General features: G+C 50.9%; 11 protein-coding genes, 1 tRNA gene and 2 rRNA genes (1 of these 14 running past the window's edge). 6 read left to right on the top strand and 8 right to left on the bottom strand.

Annotated elements, in window-relative coordinates:
• Window positions 1–86: 86 nt before the first annotated feature.
• From rpsO to HU175_RS15340, 3 genes are all read right to left on the bottom strand, one after another.
• On the bottom strand, window positions 87–362 hold the full coding sequence (rpsO, locus tag HU175_RS15350) for a 30S ribosomal protein S15 (protein WP_176567427.1): 276 nt from the start codon (window positions 360–362) through the stop codon (window positions 87–89).
• A 118-nt stretch (window positions 363–480) separates the two neighbouring features.
• On the bottom strand, window positions 481–2,007 hold the full coding sequence (locus HU175_RS15345; protein ID WP_176567426.1) for an LptF/LptG family permease: 1,527 nt from the start codon (window positions 2,005–2,007) through the stop codon (window positions 481–483).
• A 105-nt stretch (window positions 2,008–2,112) separates the two neighbouring features.
• Entirely contained in the window at window positions 2,113–2,505 is a 393-nt protein-coding gene (locus HU175_RS15340) for an START-like domain-containing protein (protein ID WP_176567425.1), read from the bottom strand.
• Window positions 2,506–2,615: 110 nt separating this feature from the next.
• On the opposite strand from HU175_RS15340, the gene HU175_RS15335 reads away from it, so the two are divergent.
• Window positions 2,616–2,689, top strand: a tRNA-Met gene (locus HU175_RS15335).
• A 683-nt stretch (window positions 2,690–3,372) separates the two neighbouring features.
• Here the strand turns inward: HU175_RS15335 and HU175_RS15330 are convergent.
• Together HU175_RS15330 and HU175_RS15325 are read right to left on the bottom strand one after the other, a co-directional pair.
• Window positions 3,373–3,603 carry a hypothetical protein gene (locus HU175_RS15330; protein ID WP_176567424.1) on the bottom strand — a complete coding sequence of 77 codons (231 nt, stop codon included), beginning with the start codon at window positions 3,601–3,603 and terminating at the stop codon, window positions 3,373–3,375.
• 206 nt (window positions 3,604–3,809) lie between these two features.
• Window positions 3,810–4,376 (bottom strand): pentapeptide repeat-containing protein, encoded by a 567-nt coding sequence (locus HU175_RS15325; protein WP_176567423.1) that lies wholly within the window; start codon window positions 4,374–4,376, stop codon window positions 3,810–3,812.
• Window positions 4,377–4,602: 226 nt separating this feature from the next.
• Between HU175_RS15325 and HU175_RS15320 the strand changes: the two genes are divergently transcribed.
• Together HU175_RS15320 and HU175_RS15315 are read left to right on the top strand one after the other, a co-directional pair.
• Window positions 4,603–6,447, top strand: a complete 1,845-nt coding sequence (locus HU175_RS15320) for a glycoside hydrolase family 2 protein (RefSeq protein WP_176567422.1) — start codon at window positions 4,603–4,605, stop codon at window positions 6,445–6,447.
• Between the two features lie 207 nt (window positions 6,448–6,654).
• A complete protein-coding gene (locus HU175_RS15315; protein ID WP_176567421.1) occupies window positions 6,655–7,479 on the top strand; it encodes a response regulator transcription factor in 825 nt (274 codons plus the stop codon).
• A 25-nt stretch (window positions 7,480–7,504) separates the two neighbouring features.
• Here the strand turns inward: HU175_RS15315 and HU175_RS15310 are convergent, their stop codons facing one another.
• Window positions 7,505–7,987, bottom strand: coding sequence for a response regulator (locus HU175_RS15310; RefSeq protein WP_176567420.1), 483 nt, complete (start codon window positions 7,985–7,987; stop codon window positions 7,505–7,507).
• Between the two features lie 203 nt (window positions 7,988–8,190).
• Between HU175_RS15310 and HU175_RS15305 the strand changes: the two genes are divergently transcribed.
• The 3 genes from HU175_RS15305 to HU175_RS24860 all read left to right on the top strand — a co-directional run bounded on the left by HU175_RS15305 (window position 8,191) and on the right by HU175_RS24860 (window position 11,487).
• Window positions 8,191–10,089: an AAA domain-containing protein gene (locus tag HU175_RS15305; protein WP_176567419.1), complete on the top strand. Its 1,899-nt coding sequence runs from the start codon at window positions 8,191–8,193 to the stop codon at window positions 10,087–10,089.
• A 199-nt stretch (window positions 10,090–10,288) separates the two neighbouring features.
• Window positions 10,289–10,873: a hypothetical protein gene (locus HU175_RS24865; protein ID WP_228724176.1), complete on the top strand. Its 585-nt coding sequence runs from the start codon at window positions 10,289–10,291 to the stop codon at window positions 10,871–10,873.
• Window positions 10,873–11,487, top strand: a complete 615-nt coding sequence (locus HU175_RS24860) for a hypothetical protein (RefSeq protein WP_228724175.1) — start codon at window positions 10,873–10,875, stop codon at window positions 11,485–11,487. The genes HU175_RS24865 and HU175_RS24860 overlap by 1 nt, the downstream gene beginning before the upstream one ends.
• Before the next feature lie 121 nt (window positions 11,488–11,608).
• On the opposite strand, the gene rrf is transcribed toward HU175_RS24860, so the two are convergent.
• A 5S ribosomal RNA gene (gene rrf / locus HU175_RS15295) occupies window positions 11,609–11,720 on the bottom strand.
• Window positions 11,721–11,831: 111 nt separating this feature from the next.
• Window positions 11,832–12,594 (bottom strand): 23S ribosomal RNA (locus HU175_RS15290) (it continues 2,073 nt past the right edge of the window).

The following is a 12,594-nucleotide window of genomic DNA, read 5'->3' as shown; positions in this document are numbered from 1 at the left end:
GCCCTGTTTTAAGAATACTTTCTGGCACTAAGTAAACCAAAAAATCAGGGAATCTACTTGCGCGGATTCCCTTCTTTATGGAGCGATTACTTCCGTAATCCAAGCTCAGCCAGAATTGCCCGGTACCGGGTGATATCTTTCTTGAGCAGGTAGTTCAGCAGTCGACGACGCTTACCTACTAATTTTAACAGACCCAGTTGTGTGCCGTAATCGTGCTTGTGGACTTTCAGGTGCTGGGTCAGGTGACTGATCCGGTACGTGAACAGCGCGATCTGGGATTCGGCCGACCCGGTGTCAGTTGCACTTTTGGCATGACCCGAGGTGGAGAAGATCTCCTGCTTTTTTTCGGTCGTTAGATACATCTTCAGACAGCTAATAAATGAATAATTGAGTTGAATTCAGGGGCAAAGGTAGCAAAACATCAGGATTATACCTACACCATTTTTTACCGGACCCGTTCCCGGCCAAGGCGCCCAGTTTTTAGACGGAAGCTGGCTCACCCGTCGATCGCTGGCGATACGCCTGCCAGCGCTGTTTCAGCCGTTGCCAGGCAATGACGTAGACATCCTTATCAAACAGTCGTGAGTCGTGCCGGGCACGCTGCATCAGAAACAGCCCGACCGGGAACAGCACCAGATTGGCCATCCACGCACCCAGCGGTACCCATACCAAACCATCTTTGGCGTACTTATCGCCCGTCAGCGTCAGCACGTAGAGCAGAATAAAGAAGATAATCGAAACCAGTACCGGCAGACCAAAGCCTCCCTTTTTAATAATAGCCCCCATCGACGCGCCAATCAGAAACATGACAAAGACCGACACTGACTGGGTGAACTTGTGCTGGGTTTCCAGTTGATACCGCCAGATATTTTTTTCTTTATCGTTCAGGTACGTTACGTTCGAGCTGGCGTAGGACAGTATATTCTGTGCCTGTCCCAGCGCCATCTGGGATCCCGCCGACTGGAGCGCCGATTTTTTGGCCAGCAGTGAGTCAACCCATTTTCCGTCTTTCAGGGGCTTGGGCTGGGCCGGGGTAACTACGGGTGGGGTTGTGCTCGCTTTAAACTGATAGGTATAATACTGCCGCGATGTAGTTGATACGTTCTCGCTGGTTTTAACGTAATCCTTCTTCAGCGAATCGGTCAGGGTAGTCAGTTCGCCGAGGTTCTTCATGAACTCGTGGTATTCGAACTGGTTTTCATCGGTACGTTTGATCCCGAACGACTCCAGACTGATCACGAGCCGGTAGTCTTTGAACCCATTTCGAACGAACTGCCCGCCCTGGTTGGGGCCGTTGCTGGCGTAGCTAACCGTGCTATTACTGCTGTATTCTTGGTAATCGTTACCGTTAAAGAGTTCAAACACCAGATACGTCCGGTCCTTATCGGTGTACATCCGCCCCGAATCGGCCAGAATAATTTCCCGATTGCCCGACTCAACCCCATTGGTCGCGTGTTTATAGATGATCAGGCCTTTAAGCAGATCTCCCGTCGTGCTTTCCTCTGCCGCTTTCACTTTCGTATCGACCTTTATACTGTAGCCGGGCAGGTCATTGTAGAAAATTCCTTCTTTCAGGTTCAGCGTCGCCTTGGCCGTTTTAATGTCGTACAGTAGACTGTACCCCTTCAGGTTGGCCCAGGGCGACACGTTGTTATTGAACCAGAACGAAAAGAAGCTGATGAAGAGTGCGGTAATCAATAGTGGCCGCATAGCCCGGGTCAGGGAGATGCCGGCGCTTTTCATAGCCGTCAATTCAAAAAACTCACCCAGGTTACCAAACGTCATAAGCGACGACAGCAGCACGGCGAGTGGAAGCGCGGTGGGAATGGTTAGCAGGGCAAAGTAGAACAGCAGTCGACCAAACGTAGCAATATCCAGATCTTTGGAAACGAACTCGTCGATGTAAAACATCAGCAGCCGCATCAGGAAGATAAAGATGACAACGCCGAGGGTAAGAATAAACGGCCCCCAGAATGAGCCGAGTACTAGTTTATCAATTTTTTTCATGCAGCCGGTTACGGGAAATGGGCTGAAGCGCGACGATTCATCCGTTCTCAGAGAAACGTCAGTGACCGGAAAAACGTCGGTCGATTGCGTTAGATTTAGTATTTTTTAACTACCAACAATCTCTTTCAGCTTATCCATTAAACCGTCCCAAAGATCATAGAGTTCGTCTTCCTCGGTTGTGGACGAATAATCAGTAATGCGTAGAAACGTAGATTGGGTCAGTTCGGACTGGTCAATTCGAAAATCAACGTAGTTGTTTTCCGAATCAGCGTCGCCCGTCTCCAGAAACTCAAACCGAACCCCCTTATTCTGTCGCATGGATACCTGACGGGCAATGTGGCTTTCGTTATCCCACTGAAAATCGAGCCGCTGCTCGGGCAGGGTGTTCACTTTGCTGGCAAACCACTGTGAAAGGCCTGATGCGGTACTGATATAAGGAAACAGCACTTTAGGAGACGCCCGAAGTTCGTACTCGACTACAAATTTAATTTTCTCCATATCAGGCAATTAAAAAGGGGGTGTGAGCAAAGGTAAACGATTTTTTTTGCGAAAGTCAACGTGCTTGTTTGCTTCCGGACAATTTTTGCCTACTTTTGTGCCATCAACCCGGCGGGGTAGCTCAGATGGTTAGAGCGTAGGATTCATAACCCTAAGGTCGGCAGTTCGATCCTGCTCCCCGCTACCTAGTCAAAAGCCGTTACGTTCGAAATGCGTAACGGCTTTTTTTATTGGGCGTAACATACGGACAGCCAGTGGCTTTGTCGCCTTTCCTCCAAAATTTTTCTGTAGCCTCTGTTTGATGGCTCCTATCTTCTACTCTGGTTTTACACCCAACAAGCGGCATTGCTTGATTCCGGCAACGGCGTCCGTTACACGGCGTCCGCTACGTTGTCTTGTACCCCCGGCTCCAGCACGCGTCTTATAGCTCTCCTGTAGGTTAACGACACCTATTATTTTGGCCAATCAGTGATTGCGTCAACCAGCCGGACCTGCCTTTTCTCGTTCGCAAGTTTCTAAAAAACGAAGCAAAGGATACCATCCGTTTGTATAATGAAAGGGTTAGTAAGTACTTATTATAGAAAACTAAGTTACACGTACTCAGTTTAGGTAAATCATCAAGCCTCTAACTCACAGACTTATGGACCAATTTTTAACTGATCTTGACGGCCTAAATCGAATTGTTTTCTCGATTGGGGTTTGTCGAGCTGAAAAAAATCCAGATCAGGTAACGCCCCAGGTAGTGGATACATATCTAAGATTACATTTGTCGATTCGAGACTGGATTTTATGGTCCCGCGTTAGTAGCTGCCTACTTAGTAATGATGGGCCAGTTGCTAAAACGTAAGTAGTAACCGGCAAAATCTGCTATTTCCCCTCCCAATCCTGTAAATACAGTCGGGTGCCGTAATACTGCATCTTCTCGTCGAATAGGTGTTCCCGCTCCGCTACATACAGTGTCTCAGCACAACCTGGCCAGAAGTTCTGTCGTACATCGACGGGTATTTCCAGCCAATCGTTAGCAGTGGGCATAAACGGCAATACTATTTGTGGCTCACCTTCGAGATAGTCGTTGTGCCGCAGAAACAAGGTAAACATAAAGCCGGGGTTAAAACATTGGCGACTAAGGTAGCCATCATTCCAAGGGAAAGCAGCCGTCTATTACTTTCTTACTACTTCTATTGTACAGCCGAAGCCAGGCATTTCTGTTGAGATAGCCCGGCTTCGCCTGTAACTACGTCAGACAGTACGGTATAACCTATAAGCCGTTTTTACACGTACTTATTCAGCACCGGGCTTGGTTCTTATTCTGTAATGATCAGGTCGTATTTTTTCAATAGACCGGGTAAATTATGCAGGGAGAAGCGGGCCTTTTTCAGTTTGTTCTCATCTGGGTCCAGACCAAGGTTATACGAGCTGGAAAAATCGACCTGGCTTAGGTTATTCTTCTCAAAGCGCGCCAGCTCCAGGTTACACCGACCGAATACAGTTCCTGTCAGATCGCAGTTCAGAAACTGAACCTCCCGGAGGGAACAGTCAACAAATCGGCTTTTTTTGAGCTTTCGATCCAGAAAAATGGCGTAGTCGAGCTGGCAGTCCTCAAAATCTACGTGGAACCCGAAAGGATTACAGGCACCAAAATCAACGTACATCAGTTTACAGGACGCAAAATTGACGTCGTAGAGTTTGGCGTTTTTTACCTCGGCCTGCGTCAGCACACAGGCGTCAAACCGGCAGTTGATAAAGTTAGCCCCGCTCAGACTGGTTCGCGATAAATCCAGGTTTCGAAACGTACATTGTTCAAAATCCTGTCCGTTCCAGCAGTCCGGCAGGGTATCAGACGGGGCAAACATCTGGTTAAAATACTCCATACGTAGCGTAATAAATCTCGGGTAAAACTACAACCTCATTCGGAATATGCGCCTACTACCTACAGGACCGACTTACCCAGCATTTTATTCACTGATTAACAGACCTTTGCCTCAAGTACACTCATTTGCTGGCAACCTTTGCGAACGCAGGTGGTTGGTTTACTGAAGACATCACTCTCGTCAGGACCAGTACGCTCCCTGCCGTTTTCAATTTTCCTGAACCAGTATGGAACCCAAGCAACCCAACACGGGCTTATCAGCCAGCCGCCCCGAAACCGATGGTTTGGCCGAACCCGTCAACCAGCTCCCCAGAGCCGTTCTCCGACCGAACAACTATCTGCTGCTTGACGGCGAGTGGCAATTTTCCCTTGACCCTGACGATCTTGGATTAACAGATCGCTGGTTTGTCGGTCATACATTCGACGGTACGGTTCACTGGCCAGGTTCCATCGAGGACCACATGGCCCAGGCCCGGGGCCAGTTGACGCCAGCGGGCTGGCAGGATAAAGTGGTAGCCTGGTACGAACGTGAATTCACCCTTCCCGCCCGCAGCGGCTCACAGGCGCAGTCCCTGATTCAGCTTACGTTCGGGGCCTGCGGGTATGAAACGCGCGTCTGGCTCAACGGACATCTGTTGCACACCATCGAAAATGAGGACGTTCACCTCGGAGAATATACGTCCTTCTCGTACGAGCTGCCCGACGAATGGCTCCGGGAAACAAACCGGCTCACGGTACGGATTGCCGATACGATGGATGCCGAAATTCCCCGGGGAAAGCAGGAATCGCACGTATTCAAGCGGGGTGGTATCTGGTATCAGACCTACACGGGCGCCGTCCGGAGTATCTGGATCGAAACGGTGGAACGGAACCGGCTCCGGTCCAGAGTGGGTGTTGTGAGCATTGTGGAGGACCAGCTGGTTCGCTTTACACTAACTACGCGTATCCATGATCCGGGCGACTATATCATTCGCCTTCAGGCTTTTGCAATGGGCGATCCGGTTCCAATGGCGACGTCTGACTATCCGATCCGACTGGACGCCGGGCAGAAACAGCAGCGGCTTGTTCTGGATCTTGAAGACGCGCAGCTATGGTCTCCCGAAACACCCGTACGCTACAAACTCGTCGCGCAGCTTATCGACAATACGGGTTACGCGGCACAGATTGAAACCCATTTCGGCCTGCGTAAAATTGAATCCCGCGGACGTCATATCTACCTGAACAATGAACCGGTTTACCTCGATGGCATCCTGTACCAGCCCGGAACGGCTACGTTCGAAGAGATACAGCAGCACATGCGGTCGATGAAAGAACTGGGGTGCAACCTGGTCCGGGTTCACATTGCCGGGGTTGATCCGCGGATCTATAACCTGGCCGACGAACTGGGTCTGCTCCTGTGGGTTGAAGTTCCCAGCCCGCATGTATCGACGGCGCTTAGCCGGACCAATCACCAGGCTGAACTGCAACGCATGGTAGCGCTCATTGGAACGCACCCTTCGGTTGTGATCTGGAGCCTGTACAACGAAGACTGGGGTGCCGAAGATATTGCCACTAACCCTGAAACCCGCCGATATATCGTTGACACGTACCACTATATGCAATTGGCTTATCCCCAGTTCCTAGTGGTTGATAACGACGGCTGGCACCATATTTCTTACGAAGGGCGTCTGAAATCAGATTTGCTGACTGCTCACCTTTATACCCCCGATCTAAACCGCTGGCGGGAGCTGCTGGAACGCCTGGTGGCGGGGGAATTGCTGGGCGTTGCGGCCTTCCCGCTGGTGGTGGGCGATCCGTTTTTCTACCGAGGTCAGCTGCCGCTGATTGTCAGCGAGTGGGGCGGTTTTGGCTTTGTGAATTATGGAGGTCCCGACGAAGCTGGAGACCGTGCCGATCGCATCCGGCTGTTTAAGGAAGAATTGCGGAAGCACCCTATTGCGGGGGACATCTACACGCAGGCCACCAACATCGAAGATGAACGTAACGGCCTGATCGATCCGCATACGGGTGAACTGGATGTGCCTGCCGGACTTCTCAATTCCAGGTCTGCCCATCCAATCCTCCTCAAATAGTAAACCGGCAGGTCGCCAAACAGATGTCACATTGGGCCTAAAAGCGTGAGGATACGGCGTAGTAGTTCCGTATCCTCACTATTTACTGGCATCGAATCGGTTCTCCTCCATTCGAGCAACTTTACGCCGGCATTCCTGTTGTCTTTTTATCTGTCTCCCTACGTTTGACCCCGGGTTGCCCGTGGGTCAACTGCCCTTAAGTTACTTATGAGTGTTATAAAGCCCGCCCTGCAACATCCCGACCTCATTGCCTACTTTGCCGGTGCCAACAATTATTGCTGGCTTCATTTCCGCGACGGCCAGAAGAAGCTACTGGCAAAACCAATCAGTTATCTGGAGACGCTGCTGCCCGGTTTTGTGCGGGTTCATAAAACGATTCTGATTAACCCGGCCTGCGTACAAAGCCTGCACCAGCCCCCTCGCCCCAAAATGTCGGGGGAAATCCGACTGACGACGGGTGACGTATTTCCGATAAGCCGCCGGCGTTGGCCTGATGTCGTTGGTGCTCTGCAAACGCAGGTTGCGATCAGCCCAACCGTCACTCCGGAACAGGTAACCGTTAAGCGGCCCCTGCCCCCCCCTTCTACCCTGAAACCTTACGTGATGCTGGTTTCAGACGACAGCCGAAATAACGAACTGACCAAAGCCGCCTTCAGCGATCGCTGGCAGTCTCATCATTTTCATGTTTTAAATCAGAGCACCAATCTGATTGCCGTTCTCAGCCAGTTACCAGTCAGCGAGCTTCCCGCTTTGTTATTCCTCGATGCCCGCACCGCTACGCAGGAACGACTCCGGGTTCTTCAGCAGCTAAAAGCCAGTCGTCAGCTGAACTATATCCCGGTGATTCTGCTGGTACAGCCCAGAGATGAGTCGGTACTGGCTGGTTATGCCCTTCAGGCTAACTCCGTTATTGCCATTGCCAGCCAGTCCCCAACCCTCACCGCTATCATTGAACGAGCCTGTAATTTCTGGCTGCGTGCGGTAGCGCTGCCCACCTATCATCAGACAATGGGCCAGGCACGCCCACAGTAGCCCTCCCCGCCGGTTTCTGAGTAGTTTACAACGTTGAAAACCGCATTGGTGGCAGACTAACCGTTTCCCACCAATACGAGCGTAATTCCTGAAAATAAGCCGCCCATTCCGAAAACGTAACCGGTTTGACCAGATACGATGCACTACCCCGTAGGTAGGTTTCGTTGATGTCGTCAGTTTCGTTGGAAGCGCTGAACATCACAACCGGAATCTGGCTACAGGGTGCCGGAAGCGCCTTGATTTGCTGCAATAGGTTCCACCCCTCTTCCCGGGTAGGGAGATACAAATCCTGCAGGATCAGTTTAGGCACTTCCCATTCCTCCTGCCCCCAATCATTCAGTAATGCCAGGGCTTGCTGAGCTGAAGCTACCCAAACGGGAGCTACTTCACTCAGATACTGCTGTAACGCATTTTTGATCAACTGCCAATGATCTTCATTATCTTCAATAACCAGAATTTTAGCCCGTCTGAAATTAGTTTGAATTGATGTTTCCTTTATCGATGGCATATACGCGGTGTACGTAGTTAATAAGCGAATTTACCATTATTTTATGTATGAAATAAGAATCCGCCCCCTTATCTGCTACGGGTTTTCTCAGTAACGTAAACACCGATAACTTAACGGATATTTATAGCCCAAACGGCCGGTTTTAGCCGGTACCAGCAATCAATTGCGTCGCCTGACCGCCCCAAATTGCGTTACCTTTGTGCATGGAGTATTTTACCAGACTGCTGGAATTGTTAACGATTGAACGCAGGGAGGACAGCGATCAGTACCGTCGCCTGACCGAGTCAACCTCGATTACCGAGCGCCGGGCAAATGGACTTGTCTGGTATCCCATTGCCATCCGGGGCTCTGAACTAAGCCGGGGCGATTACCTGACCGTAGAACTAGAACGTACAACCCACCAGGACATATCGCATCAATTCCGGGCCGGTATGCCCGCGCTGTTTTTCAGCAACCACGATCCTAAAACAGACCGGGTTGAAGGGACTATTTCTTATCAGAGTGGTAACCGGCTCAAGATTACTCTGCGCACGGATGAATTACCTGACTGGTCGCGGGATGGTAAATTAGGTATTGAACTCCTGTTCGACGATACCACTTACGACGAGATGCAGGTGGCTCTGAAAGAAGCTAATACGCTCGCCGAAACCAAGAAAAACCGGCTGGTTAGTATTCTGGTTGGCGAACATGAGCCTAGTTTTCATACCCAGCTCACCACGCCCGCTATCCCACAATTAAATCCCAGTCAGCTTCGGGCAGTAGGCAACATTCTGGCGGCTAATGAGCTGGCTATTGTCCACGGCCCTCCTGGTACGGGCAAGACCACAACGCTGGTTCAGGCCATCAAAGCGCTTGTTCAGCGGGATCAACAACGAATTCTGGTGGTAGCCCCCAGCAACACCGCCGTGGATCTACTCAGCGAAAAGCTGCATGAGCAGGGATTGAACGTACTGCGAATAGGTAACCCGGCCCGTGTATCCGACCGGCTGACGGCGCTCACCCTGGATCACAAAATGAGTGAGCATCCGCAGATGAAGGAAGCCAAGAAGCTCAAAAAGCAGGCTGCTGAATTTAAAAATATGGCGCACAAGTACAAGCGTAATTTTGGTAAAGCTGAGCGCGAACAACGTAAAGCCTTGTTTGACGAAGCGCACCGAATTATGAAGGACGTAACCAACACAGAGCAATACATTATTGACGACCTAATTACGCGCGCCCAGGTTATTACGGCCACTCTTGTCGGTTCGGTTAACTACACAATCCGGGATCTTGATTTCCATACCGTTGTTATTGATGAAGCGGGGCAGGCACTGGAACCAGCCTGCTGGATTCCGATTCTTAAAGGCCAGAAACTTATTCTGGCTGGAGATCACTGCCAGTTATCACCAACCATCAAATCAAACGAAGCCGCCCGTAAAGGGCTTAGTACCACCTTACTGGAAAAAAGCGTGGCCCTGCATCCCGAAGCCGTTACACTGCTCGAGGAGCAATATCGGATGCACGAACACATCATGGGGTATTCCTCGCAGACATTCTATCAGAATCAGCTACGGGCGCACACGTCCGTAGCGACACATACACTCTTTCCGGGCGACAGTTCACTGGTATTCATTGACACGGCCGGTTGCGGTTTCGACGAAAAGCTGGACGGTACGAGTTCAACAAACCCCGAAGAAGCCGCCTTACTGATTCGGCACCTAGCTCAGCTAACCGAGGAATTGAGCCAGCATTATTCACCCGCATCGTTCCCCAGTATTGCTGTTATATCTCCTTATAAGCAGCAACTGAGCGTTCTGAATGAGCAGTTAGCGCACGCTACGTCCCTGCAACCGTATCGGTCACGCATTGCGGTCAATACCATCGACAGTTTTCAGGGTCAGGAGCGCGATATTGTGTATATTTCCATGACCCGCAGTAATGCGCAAGCCGAAATTGGGTTCCTGGCCGACGTTCGCCGGATGAATGTCGCCATGACCCGCGCCCGAAAGAAACTGGTCATCATTGGTGATAGCGCTACGTTGGCGGGACTTCCTTTCTACGCCGACTTTATCACATACGCCGAGTCACTTAATGCGTACCAGAGCGCCTGGGAATGGATGTAATTTGCCTACGCTTCTTTCATAGCGTTACGCAAAAAGGAGTTTAGTCGGGTAAGCAAGAGGTACTTACTCGACTAAACTCCTTTTTTATGTGAGTAGCTGTCGCTGGTTTCCGTTAGATAAAAGCCTGCTTGTACGCGATTCACAGGTTGGTATATTGACCAACCCTGAACACGGCTACACCGTTTTATCTGCCTCACTCATGACACCCTCTACACGCTATTCCCGTACGAGCTGGTTTTTCAAATGCTGCGAATGCTTTCTGGCAGCCATCGCCATCCTCAACATCCTGATGATGCCGCTGGAGCTGTTACCTCAGTCTTTCTGGCAGACATTTGGTCAGTATTTCGACTACATGCTGCCAGGCATTCTGATTATCTCATTGACTATCAGCGCAGTTTATACAATAGTCTGGCAACGACGCGAGCGAGTCAATACGGACCCAACTGATGTCCATCCCGCCAGTAGCCGTCTTCCATTCTTGCGTTTCCTGAACCAGCCTGTAAACAGTAGTATACGTCATGCCTGGCTACAGGCCATTATCCGGTACTGGCTGGCCTTGTCCATCTCAACCTATGGCTTCGCCAAAATTCTGAAAACACAGTTTCAATCCCCCAGCTACCGACTCGACATGCCGCTGGGCGAAGTGAACGGCTTTGGGTTAACCTGGTATTATTTTGGGTATTCGTATACACTGTCCGTTATTCTTGGGCTCATTCAGATTGTTGGTTCGGTCCTACTGCTCTATCGACGAACGACGTTGCTCGGCGTCATGGTATTGCTGTGATGGTCAACATTATCCTTATCAATGTCTTCTATAGCATTGCATCTGGTGCCTTTTTCAATTCAGTTGTTTTTACGCTGGGACTCGTATTTTTTCTAGCTGTTGACTGGGACAAACTCAAGGCTACGTTCTGGGATTTGGTTGACCATCTGCCACCGGTTACGCTAGGCCGTAACTGGGTCAAACATGCGATTCGGGTTCTCCCTATTGCGATCGCGTTTGCCTTTATCAAATGGGCCATTGCTTCCCGCCCCAACGAAGCAGTCCTTAAAGGCACCTGGAAAGTCGAAACAATGGTCCGTAATGGGAAGGTAGTGCCAAGTAATGCCTGGCTAACCGACACAACAGCCTGGAATCGAGTGTATTTTGCGGGTTGGCAGGGGTGCGCATTTAGCCCCAACCCTTACCGATACGAACCTACCGAGAGCCTGCGGGGTGCTTACGAATTTGATAGTCTGAAAAACAGTCTGCAAGTTCTAGTCTATACAGGTCAGAAAGATCCGAAAGCGGCCGATACGCTACGGGCTACAATCAGCAACCGGACCGCCAAAACGATGCGACTTCGCAGTGTTTTCCGACGAGATACGTTAGACATGCAATTAGCCCGACTACGTTAACGCAATTATCGCAGTCTCTAAACGCGACCAGCCAGCGTCGTTGCTTTGGCCGGTGCATAGGAGACATCAAGAAAGGACATAAAAAAAGCCGCTATCAGTCGATAGCGGCTTCCAGTTTCTTAGGTGGCACCTTCCTACTCTCCCACTTGTGACAGCAGTACCATCGGCAGTACGGGGCTTAACGGCTCTGTTCGAAATGGATAGAGGTGATCACCCGCCTTAACAACACCAACCTAAGTATATCGTCCGGGAACGTTTCTGGCGAAACACCCACTCAATACCCTCGTCTTTTTCCTCACAGAGAGAAAATCAAATACACAATCCCAGACCAGCATAACAAACCGGCAAACTCGCTCTCGGGCACATTAGTACGGCTCGGCTCCATGGCTCTCACCACCTCCACCTGCCGCCTATCAACGTTGTCGTCTCCAACGACCCTTCCTATATAGGACCACTCATCTCGGGGCCAGTTTCGCACTTAGATGCTTTCAGCGCTTATCTGATCCGCACGTAGCTACTCAGCCATACCACCGGCATGATAACTGATCCGCCAGCGGTGCGTCCATCCCGGTCCTCTCGTACTAAGGACAGACCCCCTCAGTAGTCCAACGCCCACCACAGATAGAGACCGAACTGTCTCACGACGTTCTGAACCCAGCTCGCGTGCCACTTTAATCGGCGAACAGCCGAACCCTTGGAACCTTCTCCAGCCCCAGGATGTGACGAGCCGACATCGAGGTGCCAAACCTCCCCGTCGATGTGAGCTCTTGGGGGAGATCAGCCTGTTATCCCCGGCGTACCTTTTATCCTTTGAGCGATGGCCCTTCCATGCGGAACCACCGGATCACTATACCCGACTTTCGTCCCAGATCGGCCTGTATGCCTCACTGTCAAGCCCGCTTCTGCTATTGCACTCAACCGCCGATTACCGTCCGGCGTGAGCGGACCTTGGGAAACCTCCGTTACCCTTTCGGAGGTGACCACCCCAGTCAAACTACCCACCAAACACTGTCCTTCGTTCAAAGTTAGGCAGCCGGTCAGCCAAGGGCGGTATTTCAAGGTTGGATCCAGGACGCCTGGCGACGCCCCTTCAACTCCTCCCGCCTA

The organism is Spirosoma sp. KUDC1026, from assembly GCF_013375035.1.
Lineage (GTDB): Bacteria > Bacteroidota > Bacteroidia > Cytophagales > Spirosomataceae > Spirosoma.
Note: the sequence above shows the minus strand (reverse complement) of the source record. Positions and strands in the feature narration are given on the sequence as shown.